Origin of the sequence: Legionella beliardensis, assembly GCF_900452395.1 — a bacterium.
Taxonomy (GTDB): Bacteria; Pseudomonadota; Gammaproteobacteria; order Legionellales; family Legionellaceae; genus Legionella_C; species Legionella_C beliardensis.
Genome location: NZ_UGNV01000001.1, coordinates 2,613,314 through 2,631,058, shown reverse-complemented (window position 1 = coordinate 2,631,058; position 17,745 = coordinate 2,613,314). Strand labels below are relative to the sequence as shown.

Genomic DNA, 17,745 nt, shown 5'->3' with positions numbered 1-17,745 from the left:
ATATAATAAGCAGTGTGTTGAAAAAGGAACAGAGCTGTGTTTTACTCCAATTTGAGTATATAAAAATCATTGCAAATTAAGGAGAAAAATCATTATGCTGTTTAAATTAGACAAAAGTAAACCTCTTTCAATTGAAGATCTAGGTAAAGAATTACAGTCGATCGATACTCGAGAACAAGCGTTTTTTCTAAATATTGAAGATAAACTGAGTGATTACGCTGCTCAATGTGATAAGCAAAAACAAGTAAGTATTAAAACCTTCAAAGAAAAACTTGAGCATGAAAGACAATTAAGTCTAGCTTCTAAAGCCCAAGCTAATGAAACCCTTAAACAAAAACCTTTAACTCAAGGTCAGCCAGAGAAAAACTCTACCATATTTGAGAAGTTGCAAGAGCCTGAAGATGCAGCTATGGCTAGGAAATATGAACAATTTGTCAAACAATTAGAAGGAAAGATTGAAGAGGAAAAGCAGAAATTTTTAGCAGAGCAGCAGGATATATTTGACAAAAAAATAGCTAAAAATGCGCTTAAAAGAGAGGATATAAAAAATAATTTGAGGCAATTAGTATTAACAGACCAAGCTAGTAAAATTGCTGAATTTAAATCGGAACTCAATAACACAGTTCAACAATTAAGTGATGAAATGAACAGGAGCGTAGCCTTGGTAAATCAAGATGACAGCAAGGCTTTAGATGAGTATAAAAGGATAAATATTTATCTATACAACACTTTAAATCATCTGGCGCAAAAACATCTATGTTGTATGCGTGATGAGCTTAAACTTTCTTTAGCAGTAAAATTAAGCCAGCTCACAAAATATAATCTAAATGAGTCACTAGAACTTGCTGAGCGAGTTGTTACAAGTTTAACTATACAAATTACCAGTAAGGATAAAAATAAAATTTCTTTTGAGCTCATTGCTAAAGATATAGAAAAAGAATTAGGTTTAAGCCCTGAAGAAAATAATTTTGAAAAAATATTATTAACTATTAAACAAGAATGCTTTATTTTCACCGCACGTACAGAATATTTATTCACTAGTTATTTTGATGCCCAAAAAAGAGAATACGGTAACAGAATTAACTCCACTGCATCAGATACGTTGATTAGCCAAGACAATGCTTGCCGCCTTTTGCAAGAACAAGTTTTAAATTATATGTTAAATAGGGTTAATCCTAATGAGTTTCACGCCATTTTTGTTAATCTTGGCATGGAAGAATTGCAGGCTAGAATGCACAATCAAAGTACAGTTGCTTTTGAAAGGCATCGCGTGGGTGTGCTTGAGCAACTCAGTAATCGGCTTAATGCACTTTATGATAATTTTTTTGTTGAGAAAGGCATTTGCCCGGCTGTTAAAGAAAAATTAAATCGCGCTGAAGTACAAAAGTTTTTCTATGAAAGAATTACTCAGAAGTACATGAAACATAAGCAGGATGATGCATATTATCTTGGGCAAAAAAAATTATCTTCAACTCAAGTGTTGGATGAATTTGAAGCAGATTTTGAAAAACAATTAGCCATATTACCGACATTCGTGGAGCAGGCCGATAAACAAGAAATGACAACTTGTGTTATGTAACAAACTGTATTGGCTAATAATGAATAATTCGTGTTTTGTGCTATAAAACTATCTTATTTTTTTCAATTATAAGGTTATTATAATAAAACTTAACTGTAATACTATTTTATATACGTGTGCATGAATATATATCTATATCAACCTGAAAGTATGAAATTTTCGCTATTGCTCTTGTATTTATTTAACTTAAAAAGTTTGCAATATTTATGTATGTAAATCGTTTAAGTTAAACACAAGAATCAAGCTGTGAAAAATTGCTTTTAAGTTGATTGGATATATGCATTAAAGAGTTAGCTTAATTTGTAATTTAGAAATAAAAATTTTCTAAAATCTAAAGGTGGAAAAGACAAAAATGGCAAATTTGGGTTAATGGAAAACAGCTGATTAAGAAGGTACGTTTAGCCCAATTGCAATCATTAGCTCAAATGATTCATCACAGCTGTCATGATGCCTTTAATACTTTTAAATTGGGATAGAGTTAAGATAGTTAATTTATTATTAGTTAAATTAAGAAAATCAGTCATCGCTTGTCCTGGGCCTAAATCGATAATTAAATCATATTGATATTCTGTTATGAGATTACAAATTTTATCCCATTGAATCGTTGTATAAAGTTCTTGATCTAAAAGCGCTTGCTCTCCAACGCTTGCAAAAATTTTTGTCAATTTAATGGGGCTGAGAATGGGGTAGTGCAGTGTTTCCAGATTTAAAGGCGATAAAAATTTTTTTAATAACCCTTTTTGCTCTCTATATAATGGCGTATGAGAGGGAAGGTTAATAGCTAGAAACTTACTAACATTTAAGTAATTTTGCGACAATTCAAGCTGCAGTTTTTTCAAGTTAGGAAGTGTGCCTCCAATTACAAAATGATGCTCAACATTAATGATGGCAATAAAGCATTCATGACGGGCGCACAGTAAATTGATTTCTTCTAAACTCACAGTTGCTCTTACTGACAGCAGATCATATTTGTTATTAGGATATTGCTTTAATAGAGAAGTCATTAATTCAGTTCTATAAGAAAGCACTTGATAAGCAATGGCAGCAGAAGCTTTTGTACTTGCTAAAAATGCTGAAACTTCACCAAGGCTATAACCGGCAAAATCCAGTCGATGAGCTGCTAGTAAGGGTTTAAGTAGCCAAAATAGAATAAGTTGATAACTGCCAATAATTAATTGACTATATTGGGGGTCGGTAATGGGTAGGGTAGGTTGCGTAAAATCTAAGGACGCTACATTAGAAAATTCATGTAGTAATTCTAAGGCTTGTTGATTGCCCTCAAAAAGCTTAAATAAGTGCTGCTCTTGATAACCTTGTCCTGAAAAGAGGCATAAAATAGTCATTATTCTATTCCCATCGACTGACAGTTCCTTATTATATTTGTGGTAGGTTGCGTTTTTGCTTTAAATAAATAAACTAAAAAATAAAGCATGCTTAGCATGTCTGCAACACCACCGGGGCTAATATTATGTTGCGAAAAGAGTTGATGGCTATGAATCATATGGTCAATAGAGTCTTCACGGTTAGAGGCGGAAATCCCTTTGCTAATCTGCTGGCGTGCAAAGGCTAGCCCTTTAGGCCCCGCTCTATAGAGAATATTAATATCATCTAGGTTAAGCAGGAGTTGTTGGTAGGCAAGAATGCCAAAAAGAATATGATCGTCTTGGTAGTGTGCAAGAGATTTATAGATTGTAAAGATTAATTGATAGCCTTGAATGGCTATTTCTTTGGCATCAGCAACATTGTATTTATATTTTACAACAGTGCCATGTGTATTAAGATTCTGATGCTCGGTGCTTAAATAATCTGACCAAAAATTTATAATAGCTTGTTGCAGTTCATTAAGTGTAAATTCCCGTTTTTGCATACTTAAGCGTGACAGGGTGCTACACAAAATACCTAAAGCAAAAATAGCGCCGCGGTGGGTGTTAATTCCTCTTGTAGTTTGATACATAACTTGTTCGGCTTTTAATCCCCAGGGCACTAATTGTTGCGGTCTATCGCCAAGTGCTGCATGAAGGCTTATATTAAAAAAATAATGCCTTAGGCTAAAGAGACTGCGTAAAAATAATAAGCCATTCATGTCTTGATGAGCGCCATTATCGATAAAACTGACCAAACCTGGCTTAGGGTACAAGGACAACTCATCATACAAAGCACGTACGGCTATTTTGGTATAAAAGCGTGCAATGCGCTGGGGACTAAGCAAGCAATGTTGGAAAGGCTGCATATAATTTTTCTCGCGGTAATAAATAGATCTGTTGGGTGGATTTAAATAAAATATTTTCACCAGCAGAAGATTCAATAAGCTCAAGCCATGAACAGTCGCCAAAATTAGGAAAACGGATTTCACCATCAATGGCTGGTATTTGTAGGCATTGCCTTAAAATAGAATGTAAATGATTAAGTTCAATTAACGATTCAGAGGAATACAAGATTTGTATATCTAAGTCCGATGACGGTCGTACATAAGGTTGTTGCGTCAGATGCTGCCAACAGAAAGAACCATAAACTCGCATAGCAATAGTCGACTTAAAGTTTAAGCTTGGAAATACCTCATTTAAACTAGGCAGAGGCTTACTTTGTATGATTGATAAATGAGAAAAGACAAAGCTCATTCTAATTTTTTCTTGAGTAGCTATTTTAAAATAGGGAATAGCGAGTTGTACTTGGTCTGGCTTAAGATGTGGGGGTTGATAAGTATAAATAAGTGGAAATCCTTGAAGCAGCCAATATTGCAGTAAATTATTTTCTTGTGGCGCGATCGAAACTATAGATTGTGTATCAGGCTGTAAATAACACAGCGTATGGCGCTGATAGCTCATAAATTTTCAATCGCGGTGATGAGATCATAGGCCATGGTGCGGCCGCCGTATTGTTTACCTAATTGAGCTCTATTATCTATTACTATGGAAGGTTCTTTGATAACCTGCTCTATGTATTGGGAGACTTGCTCTAAACTGAGTACTTCATGAATGCCACCTAATTTTTTAAAGTTTTCAACACCAGGCGCGAAAACGGGTGACGTTTCACTAATTGAGCGTAACATGTCAATATCTAGCTTGGTTACTTTAGCCATTCCTTCTAGCCACATAACAGCTAACTCTGTATTTTTAAGGGCGATGATGCGATCAGCCATCATGCCAAAGGCAATAAAGCTTCCACCTATGGCTTGGTTGTAAATGATAGACATAATTTTGTTGCCCTGTTTGCGAGCCAGGTGCAGGCATTTTAGTAAATGAGCAAAATAAGCATACATGCCTAGCCATTCATCGCGAACAGCTAGTTTTTGACCAACAACGTCTGCAAGCAAAATAATGGGATCGTGATTATTTTGTTGTACTAGATTTAATACCTGGGTTGCCATTTCCAAACTCTCATCAACACCAAATACCGTGTCTTCTATGGTGCCGATAATATTGTAACGATTGTTATTGATTAGACCTGAGCCAAAGATAATATTGTTTTTTACTTCTGTTTGATGAGAACTGAAGACACTCGAAAGTAATTCATTTAAGGTTATTTTATCATTAATCATGGCTATTTCCTTTCTAGACTAAGGATAGAAATTGTTTATCTGAGCAATTAAATATATCGTGTTCAGCTAGTTCAGGCCTATTTTTAGCTACCCATTCACCTTCTTCATTACAATTTTGTGCCCCATTAACCCGTTGTTGCAAAAGAGCATGTTCATTTTTTACCTGCTCTAAATCTAATGAAGGTTGATAGCTAAGGGTTTTTAGGGCGCTAATAATAGAATCACGTATGTTACTCATTTTATCAGTGGTATAGGCTTGTGCGGCGTTTTGCAAATAACGAGTTCTGCCGCCATAGATGCGCCATACTAAGGGACGGTTTTTACTATCCAGAACTTCAATGCCTTGTACAGCTTGAATGACCTCAGCGCCTGAGACGCCAATGCGCGCGCCTTGGTTTACTATAAGATAATCCAGTGTGCCACTAATAATACCCACACCACCATAAGCGCCATTATTGCCACAAATCACCCCAATCACGTTGATACCTTCTGAGCGCGCCTCAAGGATAGAACGAATAATTTCCGATATTGCAATCTCGCCTACGTTTGCTTCTTGTAAGCGCACACCGCCACTATCAATTAAAAGCACGATTGCCGGCAGTTTGTGTTTGATGGCGTACTTAACTAAGCCATTAATTTTTGCACCATGAACTTCCCCCACGGAGCCACCAATAAAATCTTTCTGTTGTGAAGCAATGGCTACGTTCATTCCTGCAAATTGCGCTGTGCCAATAATGACCCCATCATCTGTTTCGACCTGTATATTAAGTTGAGGCAGAGTAGGGCTAGGGGTATTTTTATTTAATAAAAATTCCTTAAAACTGCCTTCATCTACTAAAGAATAAATTCTATTGCGAGCGCTAGCCTCGGTATAACATGCTCTTTGCGGATAGCCTGCTTGGTAGGTTTCAATGGCTTGACGTAATCTTAAAGCCACGACAGGTGGCGTTGCGCCTGCATCATAAAGGGTAATGTGTAAACCTGAGTAGGGATATTCACTAATGTAGCGTTTTATTACTTCATCCCATGTGCTTTTAAAACCTAAGACTTGAGTATAAACGTCTATCGTGGTTTGATTTAAGTCTTGCGTTGGTTGTATCACTACTTCTACATTACCTGAACCTGCCACACCTACTTTAATTATTTGCCCAGGCTTTAATTGTTTTTCTAGTGCAAAACTATAGTCATATTTATCCATAAATAGTCCTACCAGTTCCTAAATTTATTGGGTGGGCAGTAAAGATTATTAGAAATAGTTACCAAATCATGAATAGTCTGGGCTGCCAGTAAATCTCTATCAGCTTCTTTTAAAGAAATGTTTAAATCTTCTGGTGTTTGAATAACCCCACGAGCACGCAATTCTGTAACTTTTGCATCGTCCCGTTCTAAGCCTATAGGGGTATAACCCGCAACACCTCGAATAGCTTGCTCGCGTTCTGCTAAATCTTTACAGAGTAGCAGGTTGGCAATGCCTTCTTCAGTAACGATATGAGAGATATCATCGCCGTAAATCATGACTGGTGGTAATTCTGCTTGCATTTCTTTTTGTAATTCCCATGCATCTAAGCGCTCTACAAACGTAGGCTTGCCAGCACTTTGAAATGTTTCGACCATTTGAATAACCAGCTTGCGTCCTCTGGGGATTGCCGATGGTTTATGTTTATTTAACTCAGCACCTGCTTTAAGCCAGGCAAAAGAAGAATGTCGTCGTCCAGGTGCATCACAGCCCATATTAGGCGCGCCACCAAATCCTGCCACCCGGCCTTTGGTTGCCGTTGAGCTATTACCTTGCAGATCAAGTTGTAAGGTAGCACCTATAAAAACATCACAACTATAATGGCCCGCTAATTGACCATACAGACGATTAGAACGTAAAGAGCCATCACGGCCGGTGAAAAAAATATCTGGCTTAGCCCGTACGTAGTCATTCATACCGACTTCGCCACCGACACAGAAAATGGATTCCACAAAGCCTGCTTCAATGGCAGGAATAAGCGTGGGCAGAGGGTTGACCATCCAGTGCTTACATATTTTACCTTTTAAGCCCAGTGATTGAGCATAGGTTGGTAAAATTAACTCAATAGCGCAGGTATTAAAACCAACACCATGATTTAAGCGATTTACTTGGTAAGGCGCATAAATACCTTTGATAACCATCATGGCCATGAGTATCTTTATTTCATCAATTAAAGCAGGATCGCGCGTAAACAGAGGTTCAATATAGGCATTTGTTGGTGCCTTAACTATGACATCCACCCATCCACCCGGGATATCAATACGTGGTAATTCATCAACTAGTTCATTAACTTGCGCAATCACTACACCATTTTTATACGCTGTCGCTTCAACAATACCGGGTGTTTCTTCAGTATTGGGACCGGTAAATAAGTTGCCTTGTACATCGGCTTTTTCAGCAGTAATAAGGGCCACATTAGGCGTTAAATCCATAATATAGCGTGCATAAAGCTCATTGTAAGTGTGAATATTACCGATTTTAATTTGATTTTTTTGAATCATTAACGCTAAGCGTGTTGCTTGCGGGCCGGCAAAGGAAAAATCAATTTTCTCAGCGATGTTCCGCTCGAAAATATCAAGATGCTCAGGCAAGGATATAGCTGATTGTACCATATGCAAGCCATTAATCTTTTGCGGATTAATTTGACATAAACTACGTGCTAAAAAATCAGCTTGTTTTTGGTTATCGCCTTCAAGACAAACAATATCGCGAGATTTAATGGCGACTTCTAGCAGTGGGATAATATCTTCAGTAGCTACAACTTTTCCTTGTTTTAAGAAAGGTTTGATTAATGATAATCGTTGCTCATAATCCTTACGCTTTTTATCATCCATTATTAACCTCGGCGCCTTTAGTACGCTAATTGTACTGCGTTAAGATAGGCCGTTAGAAATCCATTCTTCTTTAAGTATATTAATATAGCAGGGATTTATAGAGAATGTTTTATTAAACCTATTGTAATACCTTCATTACACTTGCTGCAGGCTACATCCCTTTGTTTCTCTAAAATTAGATTTTTCCTTGTCTGAATCAATCTTTTTTCTGGTTTTAATAACTTTTATTTCGAGTTAAAAATTAACAATATTTAATATAATTTACCAAATTGGTTTAAATATGAACTATATTAATATAAAACTCTCATTGAGAGGACTTATGAAAGGGATATCTGATTTTAACACAAAGGAAAAAAATCATACCGGCGGTGTGACTGGAAGTGTAAGGGTACAAGATTTAACTGGCAAATACTATCAACTCAAGCCCTCTATCCTCGATAATCCTAACTATTTAAGGCGTATTAAAGCAAAGCATACTGACCGAGAGAATTTCGGTGAAGTCATTGCCTCATGCATTGGGCGCGCTTTATTACCCTTAGAAGTTCCAGAAGTATGCCTTGTCTATGACGCAGAGCAAAAGAGATTAAATGTTGCCTCTAAATACTTAGAGGGTGATAAAGATGGTGTAAGAACGCTAGATGGTTATGTACAAGAAATAGGTCTAGTGATTCCGCCAGGCAAAAAGCATGCAGTATTTATTTCTGAAAATAAAGAAGTAACAAAGCCAGGAGAGGTGTCGCTGGCACATCCGGGGATCAGTGAATTAAAGCCAAGCTTAGCTCGTGCTTTAGTGCTGTCTGCCATTGTAGGTGATCATGACGTTAACCCTGGAAATATGCTTGTTATTACCGAGGGCGGAGATAATTATGTCGCAAGGATTGATTTTGGCCATGCCTTAAATGACTTATTGAATGCACCTAAACTTAGTGGCGGGCAAATAGAAGATAAAAATAATCCCATTTTGGATTTTTTTAATCGTGCTTATGTGGCTGGCGTACCACGTGCGCAATCTAAGCTATGGCGAGATTATCCAGGCATGATACCGTCACAGGAGCTTGTTGATGCATTAAGGGAAATGGGCCAACAGTTTAGTAGCAAAGCAACAGCTGGCGTATCAAGTGCTAAACATGAATTTGAGGAAGCCATTCAACACCTCGAAACTACTGGCGATTTAAAAGGTATCGAGCATATTAAAGAGTCTCTCGGCGCTATCTATCAAAATATTTCTGGTAAAAAATTAGCGGGTTCAGACAATACTGCTCAAGCGTTAGAGAAAATATTTGCAGAAATAGAAAATTTTACCCAAACCAATGGCAGAAATTTAAATAAAGTTGCCAATATCATGCAGGTACAACTTGATGTTGATCGTGCTTTAAAGCTTGGAATTCCACTCAGTCAAGCAACCAATCACCTATTAAAAAGTCACGACTTTCCTCTTAAAGATGGAAAAATTCAGTGGATAAGGACAGAAAATTGCCCGCCTTTTTCTGGCAGTATTGAAGAATACGTAACGAATAAAGTAGCGCAATTAATCAAAGAAAATCCAGAAAATAAAGAGGCTATTGTCAGTAATTATCGTTTGCTCAGGGATTTGATAATTTCAGCAAAAGGGGTGCAAGACAATCCTACAGTTGCCTTTAAAAGCCGAGTGCAAGCGCTTACAAATCTGGATGCAATAAAGAGCATAGATATGCTTAATCTAATTGAGCAGCTAGAGGATTATATTGATAAACGCATTACTGAAAGTGATAAAAAAACGGTGTTTGGTGTTCATGATAGAAAGGATAAAATTTTAGCAGTTACTCTTTTGATTCAAGGACTAAGAGGGGAAAATGTTAATTTGCAGACGCATGCAGATGCTATAAAAGACGGACAGCTATGTAAAGTATTATGTTGTTTTCTCGATGAAAATATGGATTTAAAAGGTAAAAATCAAAATGAAAAAATAGATTTACTCTTAAGTGCGGTACAACACAGGGCAATAGAAACTTACAATAATCCAGCGATTGGCCCATAAACATCAGTACAGCTTAACTGTATTTTTAAAATTAACTTTATTATATAATCAAATCATTTACTTCCCTAAGCAATTAAATGTTAAATCGTGCTCTTTTATAGTGAAAATGGCAGTTATTATTTATTCAAATTTTTTGAATAAAATTGTTTTTAAAAGACTCATTTAAATTTAAGATTTTTATAATTTTGAATTTTTGTTTAAGTAACGCGTTAGGTCAAATAATAAAAAGAAAGGAATCCATAATGAAAAAATATATTGCTGGCGTAGGCGCTTTATTTTTTACTTTATCTTCACTGGCAGCGCCCCTTCAAGGCATAGGACTTTCAGTTGACCCAACCGCTAATCAATGTATTTTATTTACTCCCTACCAGCAAATGTCGAGTAATATGAATGGTAATGAACCCCAAGACTTAGTCGCTGTATCACAACAAACGGGTATTAAGAGTTTTAATTTAGCGTTTATAAAAGACAATGGTGTTTGTGACCCTATTTGGAGCGGTAATAACTCAGTGGCTTCTGGGTGGGGCCAACAGTTAATGGCTAATATGCGCAAAGCAGGGCTTGAATACAGGATTTCATTTGGGGGCGCTGACCCACGCGATTTATCTAATAAATGTTCAGTTTCCCAGCTCATTTCTATTTATCAAAATATTATTAATATCTATCAGCCTACAGGTTTAGATTTTGACATCGAACATAGTACAGTAAATGTACCTAATATTATCACCGCATTAAAAACAATTGTTGTTAATAATCCCAATCTAAAAATTAGCTTTACCTTACCTGTGATGCCTGATGGGTTAGGTTCTTTAGGAAAAAAAGTTGTTTCTGAGGCTACAAAAGCAAATTTAAATTATGTAGTTAATATCATGGTGATGGATTATGGCTCTGCTTATACAAAAGATATGGCGGTTTATGCCATGCAGGCGGCAATGAGTACATTTAATTATTTAAAAACCGTTTATCCACAAAAGTCATCTGCAGAAGTTTGGCAAATCCTTGCATTGACTCCCATGATTGGTGTTAATGACATTCCAGGCGAATTATTTACATTGGCCAATACAGATACGCTTAATGTGTTTGCTGAAGAGCATAACCTTGCTTGGTTATCAATGTGGTCTGTAGGCCGCGATAGGCCTTGCAGTGATACTAAGGCTAGTAGTAAATGTAGCGGCGCTAATGCACAAAGTAAACCTTACGAGTTTTCTCAGCACATGCTTCAATGTTCAAAAAAGCCTGAGCCCACGGAGTGTTTACCCCCGGCTAATATAAAATCTAAAGTAAGTTCTAATAAAAAGGCCATTACTTTAAGCTGGCAAGCGCCGCAAAATTCTAAACCGATAGCAAATTATCAAGTGAATAACTATAAAGATGTTCTCCTTTGGAAAGGAACAGCTGTGACATTTACAGACAACACCTTACCTGGGAAAAATGGTACTTATGGTTATGTCTTGTATTCTCAGTGTGCATCAGGATTATCAAAAGGTATAAAGTATTCAGTAGTTATAAAATAAATGACAAAAATGATATCTATAATTATTCCCGTTTATCATAATGAAAAAAATCTGCCAGCTACGTATAGTATTTTAGCCACGCAAGTGTTACCTAAATTACCTGATTATGAGCTTATTTTAGTTGATGATGGATCTAAAGATAATTCCTACCAAGAAGCGCTCAAATTACGTGCAGGCAATGATAAAGTTAAGCTGCTTAAATTATCACGCAATTTTGGACAACACGTTGCCATTTGCGCAGGGCTTACTCACATGTCTGGTGATTGTGCGGTAGTCATTTCTGCCGATTTACAAGATCCTCCCGAATTGATCTTGCAATTATTTGAAAAATATCAAGAAGGCTATAAGGTGGTGGTTGCTGTACGCAATCAACGCGCTGAATCATTTAGCCAGAAATTATTTTCATCTGTTTTTTATCGCCTAATGAAACGTTATGCTCTTAAAGACATGCCACTTGGCGGTTTTGATTGTTTTCTTGCTGATAAACAGGTTATTGATGTTTTAATTAAAATTGAAGAGAAAAATACCTCGTTATTTGCGCAAGTACTTTGGTTAGGTTTTAAGCGCACAGAAGTGGTGTATAATAGACAAGCACGAGAAATAGGCGAATCCCGGTGGACTTTTTCTAAAAAACTTAAATTAGCCTTAGATTCTCTGTTAGCTTTTTCATACGTTCCTATTCAAACAATATCTATTATTGGCTTGATTGATTGTATACTAAGCTTAATTTATGCATTTTACATTATTATGCAAAAGTGTCTATTTGGAGCGCATCTTGGTTGGTCAGCAGTCATGGTAGCTATTATGTTTACCTCCGGTGTTCAAATGTTAACTTTAGGGGTGATTGGCGAGTATTTATGGCGTAATTTGGATGAAAGTCGCAGGCGTCCTTTATATGTTCTTGATGAAATACATGGCTTATGAAATTAATTACTGATAATTCTCAATTTATTAAATTTATTATAGTGGCTGGCACTTATAATCTAATCACTTATTTGTTGTATGCAGGCTTGGTTTTTGCTAATTTTAATTACTTATTTGCTAGCACCGTCTCTTATCTGCTGGGCACTATTATAAGTTATTTTATGAATAATGCCTTAGTCTTTACTAATTCCTCATCTGATCATAAAACTATTTTTTATTATTTTATTTATTATATTTTATTATTATTGGTGAATTTAGTAATGTTACATGTGTTTGTTGACTGGTTGAAAGTTAATTCATATGTCGCGCAAATTTTCGTTACCGGTATTACAGCCATCATTTCATATCATGTTGTGCGCACATTGTTTTTAAGAGGGAGTAGTGGGATATTTAACGCAATCACAGCTAGAAAGCCTTAAGTTTAACTATTTAGGGAAGAATGTAAAAATCAGTAATACAGCGAAAATCTATAATGCCCAGCAAATAGCAATTGGTGATAATTCACGTATCGATGACTTTTGTGTACTGTCCGGTCGGATTGAGCTTGGTCGCAATGTGTTTATGGGCGTTCATGGTAATTTGGCAGGTGGGATTCATGGTATTAAAATAGATGACTTTGTAACCATGGCCTATTATGTCAATTTGTTCACTCAATCAGATGATTATTATGGTGAGACACTGACTAATCCAACTATTCCGAGACAATTTAAAAAGGAAAAATTTGGCAGGCTTTCCGTGGGTAAACATGCTATTATTGGCAGCAATGCGGTAGTGATGCCTGATGCTCATATTGCTGAAGGCTGCTCAATTGGCGCTATGAGTTTGGTGACAAAATCCACTGAGCCCTGGGGGATTTACGTAGGAATTCCTGCCAAAAGAATTAAAGAGCGCAAACGTGATTTGCTGCGTTATGAGGCCTTATATCTCAAAGAGTGTCATAGTTCAGATGAGGTCTATTGAGCCTTGGTGAAAGGTGTAGGCTGTTACTAAAGAGTCAGGATGATATTAGTAAGAAGAGATAAATTTATTTATTTAGGTTTTATTGCAGCTGTCACTGTTAGTTTTTTTGTTTTTTATAATTCATTTTATTTTCAAGTTTGGCAGCCTAGCGGTAAAAGACATTGGATAAGTGATATTCCTGTCCATACGCAATTTATTTTAGATTTTTCTACTAAGGGTAGTTTTCCTGTTTATACTGTTTGGTATAAGTTAGTACAAATTTTATCTGGCTTTTCTTCTCGCTTTGAACATCTTGCGTTTATAACGATAATGTTATTAGCAGCCTTAGTGGGTATTAAATACCTGATAAGTTATTTCATACTAATAACTAATAACGCTAAGAAAATTGATAGCAAACTAGTCGCATTGCTCTCCTTTGGTCTGCTTGTCATCATGCCTATCTTAAGCTATTACCCGCCTGATAAGTATCCTAATCAAGTCCTTATCAGTAAATTTCACATTTATTTGGGAAATATAGCAGCCAATCAATGGCATAATTCAACGCTAACGTTAGCGATGCCTGTTTATTTATTGTTGTATTATTACTCATTAAATCACTTTAAATCAGACAAATTATACCCATTTTTTATAATAAGTGCGCTCGCTGTTATTAGTATTTTTTGTAAACCTAATTATGCCCTAGCTTTTATACCTGTACTATGTTTAGCGCTGCTTATATTTAACTTAAGATTAGGGCAATATAGAGAGGCTATCGTTAAACCCGCAATTATTGCGCTACCTATATTAGTTACATTATTTTATCAATGGTATTTTACCTTTGTACAGAATGATTTATTTGATCATTCTATTGGCACAAAAATAGCACCATTTTTAGTTTGGAAAACCTATTCTCCTCATATTTTTATATCCCTTATTCTCTCGATAGCTTTCCCACTAACTGTTTTGATTTTTTTTTACAAAAAAATAGATCAATATGTGCTAATGGCATGGCTTACTTTTCTAGTGGCGCTAGGCATGTTTTCCTTCTTAGCAGAATATCCTATGCACAATTCAGCAAATTACTTATGGGGTAGTATTGCTGCCAACTATATCTTATTTTTATTTTCATTGAAGCTACTGTTAAATCAATCCTCTAATTGGAAGGCTAAAACAGCTTATTGCGTACTTGGTTTACACTTTTTTTCCGGTTGTTTTTTATTAATTGCTTTTTTAATTAAGCAAAAACCCCTTATTTTATGAGCCTTATTAGTTAATATGATTCCTTTTAATAGACTACCCAACACGGGTAAAGAACTTGATTATATTCAGCAAGCCATAAAAAATAATAAAATTTCTGGCGATGGCGAATTTACCAAAAAATGCAATCATTGGCTTGAGCAGCAGTTTCATATTACTAAAGTAATGCTAACGACTTCTTGTACGCATGCTTTGGAGATGGCAGCGATTTTAGCTGATATTGAGCCAGGTGATGAAATTATTTCGCCTGCCTATACCTTTGTTTCAACAGTCAATGCGTTTGTATTACGCGGGGCAAAAATTAAATTTGTTGATATTCGACCAGATACAATGAATATTGATGAGACTTTAATTGAACAAGCAATTACATCGCAAACGAGAGCAATTGTCGTTGTGCATTACGCAGGTGTTGCTTGTGAGATGGATGCTATTAAAGCAATTGCGCAAAAACACAATCTTTTGCTTATTGAAGATGCCGCCCAAGGCGTTATGTCTTGTTATAAAAATAAATCCCTAGGCTCACTTGGTGATATTGCTACATTTAGCTTTCATGAAACAAAAAATTATTCGATGGGCGAGGGCGGGGCAATTTTACTTAATCATTCTAAATTTATAGAAAGAGCAGAAATAATTCGAGCAAAAGGAACTAATCGTAATAAGTTTTTTCGCGGCGAGGTTGATAAATATTCGTGGTGTGACATTGGATCATGTTACTTACCGAGTGATATGAATGCGGCTTATTTATGGACTCAACTTGAGATTGCGCATGAAATCAATGAGGATAGGCTTAAGAGTTGGAACTTATACTATGATGCTTTATTGAATCTTGCCGAGCAAGGCGACATCCAATTGCCGACTATTCCTAAAGAATGTCAGCACAATGGTCATATTTTCTACGTAAAATGCATTGATTTAGAGACCAGAACCCGTTTAATTGCTTACCTTAAGAGTCAAAATATTTGGTCAACCTTTCATTATGTACCATTACATAATACCAAGGCTGGTGTTAAATACTCAGAGTTTATTGGGGAAGATAAATACACGACTGTTGAAAGTGAGCGCTTAGTAAGGCTTCCCTTATATTATCAACTAAGTGAAGAAGATTTACAGACAGTTGTCTATAGCATTTACCAATTCTTTGGAACACATGCCTGACTAGCACGTTTTCTTTAAAGATTGATTTATACTAGGGCATTGAGTTTAAATAGTTTAATATTATTCACTCGAGCTTTGCAGCATACGCCACCTTCAGTAGGAATATTTTTCACTTCCCCACACAATGTGTAATTTTTAAAAATAGCCCCTAGTTGGTTAGCCGAGAATAATGGCCATTGTCCTTGATAAGAATCAAGCAGCAAATAGGTTGGTTTAATTTCCGGAGATAAATTTAAACAAAATTTAATGAATTGATCACTGTCCTTATACAGGCCAAAATACCAAGGGCAAGATGGTGAGCGAGCTTTAACAGCGTAGGTAAGACCCGGAAGATCGGTTAAGCTTACTAGATAATCATTAGGTTTAAAGCCACATTTGTTTAATTCCGCACGCGTACTTTCTATAATAAATTTGGTGGTTGAATCCACATAGAGCTTGGTATTATTTACATCAGTTAAATATTTTTGTGCAGGTAAATTTCCATATAAGCCATAGGGAAACTCATACATATTAAACAAGGCTTGATAAGTAGAAAAAACGCTTATCCCTGCAATCGTTAAATAGATAAACATTCTGCCAAGTTTTTTTGAAATTTCATGGGCTAAAAAAACAATAACTGGCATCCAAAGAAAGCAGCTCAAAAGTATTTGCACATAGATTATATTATTCGTACCAATTGCAATAATGAGTGGTAATATTAAAAATAAGATTAGCAGTACTAAGGGTAATACTTTGTGCTTTTCAATGGCAAGAAATGCACGCCAATTTTGCCCGCTTAATTTTGCTAACATGACTAATAGCATGAGTATCATTGCCGAGAAGTAAAATGAGGCTAATTCTTTATAGCGACCTATACTCCAATTTTTGTCAATTTTATAACTAAGATAGAAAAATAAAAGTAAGACGCCGTAATTAAGATAACGGTTTATTAAAACTTCGCAGGAGAACAGTCGGTAATTATGCCAACGTTTTAATAAAGTGAACAATTGCCCGGTTAAAGAATTTAGGATTAGAAGATAAAAAATTAGTTTGTATTTTTCATAAGAGAAAGCAATTAATTCCTTTGCTTGTTGGTAATTTTCGGCAAGTAGAGCAAGTGAGTGATTAGATGGCATTATTTTCAGAGATTGAAAACCATTTTTATAAGCTGTAAAAAAGTCATGTAAATTTTGTATTAAACTAAAATAAATTATTAACTGCGATAAAAATCCTAGCATTAAAAATAATAAAGCTTGTTTGGCAAATTTTTTATTTTTGATACAAATTAAAATGTAAGCAAAAAAGGAGAGTAAAATTAATAATAATCCAGAAGTAAATTTATTGAAAAAAATAAAAACCGCAATAAAACCGAGCATAAATAAATAAAAATTGGTATAGCGCTCTGTTGGTGAAGTTAGAAGAAAAATCATAATGCTGTAAAAGAAAACAGCGCCTAGTAGGGTAAATGAATTATAATTAAGCTCGGTAGGAAACATGAGATTTAAGCCATAAACCGTTACCATTGCACAAGCTGTCAGTAAAATAATTAATCGTTTATTTATAGTGTCTAGAGTTAGCAGTCGTGCGAACGCGCACGATAATAATCCTAAAGAAATAAGATGAATAACTAATGAAAAAAGTCTTAAAAAAATGATATTACTATTAAAGTGCATTAAAAAATGCAGGTAAAAATTAAACGACGTTAATTGCTGTTTAACATCTGTGGGATTAGCGCTACTTAATAAAAAAAAACCTTCATCAAGCAAGTTATATCCCTTATTAACATGAAGAATATAATAACCCACCGTAAAAAAGGCACAGGTTATCGTTACAAGAATTAAGGAGTGATTAATGGTTTTCTTAATAGAATTCATGAGATAGATTAAATTCAATCATTGAATTTGCAACTTGGCAGGCGCAATGAATGCTTCATTTTCAGCTATGGTATAGTTATCGAACTAAAAGTCAATCTGCTAGTACGAATAAATTAATT

Annotated in this window: 15 protein-coding genes; 8 read left to right on the top strand and 7 right to left on the bottom strand. The window is 35.6% G+C overall.

What is annotated here, in order from left to right:
* The first annotated feature begins 94 nt into the window (after nt 1-94).
* Nucleotides 95-1,579 (top strand): hypothetical protein, encoded by a 1,485-nt coding sequence (locus tag DYE47_RS11550; RefSeq protein ID WP_115303432.1) that lies wholly within the window; start codon nt 95-97, stop codon nt 1,577-1,579.
* Nucleotides 1,580-1,995: 416 nt separating this feature from the next.
* Here DYE47_RS11550 and DYE47_RS11545 read toward each other — a convergent pair whose 3' ends face one another.
* From DYE47_RS11545 to mdcA, 6 genes are read right to left on the bottom strand one after another with little or no spacing between them, the layout of a single operon-like run.
* The gene (locus DYE47_RS11545; RefSeq protein WP_115303431.1) at nt 1,996-2,922 is read right to left on the bottom strand and encodes an ACP S-malonyltransferase; all 927 of its coding nucleotides are present in this window, start codon (nt 2,920-2,922) and stop codon (nt 1,996-1,998) included.
* Nucleotides 2,922-3,809, bottom strand: coding sequence for a triphosphoribosyl-dephospho-CoA synthase (locus tag DYE47_RS11540; RefSeq protein WP_115303430.1), 888 nt, complete (start codon nt 3,807-3,809; stop codon nt 2,922-2,924). The genes DYE47_RS11545 and DYE47_RS11540 overlap by 1 nt, the downstream gene beginning before the upstream one ends.
* Complete coding sequence (locus tag DYE47_RS11535; RefSeq protein ID WP_115303429.1) at nt 3,781-4,404, bottom strand: phosphoribosyl-dephospho-CoA transferase MdcG domain-containing protein; 624 nt, start codon at nt 4,402-4,404, stop codon at nt 3,781-3,783. Before DYE47_RS11535 ends, DYE47_RS11540 begins: the two co-directional genes overlap by 29 nt.
* Nucleotides 4,401-5,117 carry a biotin-independent malonate decarboxylase subunit gamma gene (locus DYE47_RS11530; RefSeq protein ID WP_115303428.1) on the bottom strand — a complete coding sequence of 239 codons (717 nt, stop codon included), beginning with the start codon at nt 5,115-5,117 and terminating at the stop codon, nt 4,401-4,403. Before DYE47_RS11530 ends, DYE47_RS11535 begins: the two co-directional genes overlap by 4 nt.
* A 13-nt stretch (nt 5,118-5,130) precedes the next feature.
* Entirely contained in the window at nt 5,131-6,315 is a 1,185-nt protein-coding gene (gene mdcD, locus DYE47_RS11525) for a biotin-independent malonate decarboxylase subunit beta (protein WP_115303427.1), read from the bottom strand.
* Nucleotides 6,316-6,323: 8 nt separating this feature from the next.
* Nucleotides 6,324-7,967 carry a malonate decarboxylase subunit alpha gene (gene mdcA, locus DYE47_RS11520; protein WP_115303426.1) on the bottom strand — a complete coding sequence of 548 codons (1,644 nt, stop codon included), beginning with the start codon at nt 7,965-7,967 and terminating at the stop codon, nt 6,324-6,326.
* Between the two features lie 319 nt (nt 7,968-8,286).
* On the opposite strand from mdcA, the gene DYE47_RS11515 reads away from it, so the two are divergent.
* The 7 genes from DYE47_RS11515 to rffA all read left to right on the top strand — a co-directional run bounded on the left by DYE47_RS11515 (nt 8,287) and on the right by rffA (nt 15,773).
* Nucleotides 8,287-9,984, top strand: a complete 1,698-nt coding sequence (locus DYE47_RS11515) for a hypothetical protein (RefSeq protein ID WP_115303425.1) — start codon at nt 8,287-8,289, stop codon at nt 9,982-9,984.
* A 242-nt stretch (nt 9,985-10,226) separates the two neighbouring features.
* On the top strand, nt 10,227-11,498 hold the full coding sequence (locus tag DYE47_RS11510) for a chitinase (RefSeq protein ID WP_115303424.1): 1,272 nt from the start codon (nt 10,227-10,229) through the stop codon (nt 11,496-11,498).
* Nucleotides 11,499-11,507: 9 nt separating this feature from the next.
* Nucleotides 11,508-12,422: a glycosyltransferase family 2 protein gene (locus tag DYE47_RS11505; RefSeq protein WP_207385180.1), complete on the top strand. Its 915-nt coding sequence runs from the start codon at nt 11,508-11,510 to the stop codon at nt 12,420-12,422.
* Entirely contained in the window at nt 12,419-12,841 is a 423-nt protein-coding gene (locus DYE47_RS11500; protein ID WP_115303422.1) for a GtrA family protein, read from the top strand. Before DYE47_RS11505 ends, DYE47_RS11500 begins: the two co-directional genes overlap by 4 nt.
* Nucleotides 12,804-13,382, top strand: a complete 579-nt coding sequence (locus DYE47_RS11495; protein ID WP_115303421.1) for an acyltransferase — start codon at nt 12,804-12,806, stop codon at nt 13,380-13,382. Before DYE47_RS11500 ends, DYE47_RS11495 begins: the two co-directional genes overlap by 38 nt.
* Before the next feature lie 39 nt (nt 13,383-13,421).
* Nucleotides 13,422-14,621, top strand: a complete 1,200-nt coding sequence (locus tag DYE47_RS11490; RefSeq protein WP_115303420.1) for a hypothetical protein — start codon at nt 13,422-13,424, stop codon at nt 14,619-14,621.
* A gap of 15 nt (nt 14,622-14,636) precedes the next feature.
* On the top strand, nt 14,637-15,773 hold the full coding sequence (rffA, locus tag DYE47_RS11485; protein ID WP_115303419.1) for a dTDP-4-amino-4,6-dideoxygalactose transaminase: 1,137 nt from the start codon (nt 14,637-14,639) through the stop codon (nt 15,771-15,773).
* Between the two features lie 26 nt (nt 15,774-15,799).
* Here the strand turns inward: rffA and DYE47_RS11480 are convergent, their stop codons facing one another.
* Entirely contained in the window at nt 15,800-17,626 is a 1,827-nt protein-coding gene (locus tag DYE47_RS11480; protein WP_115303418.1) for a hypothetical protein, read from the bottom strand.
* Nucleotides 17,627-17,745: the final 119 nt, after the last annotated feature.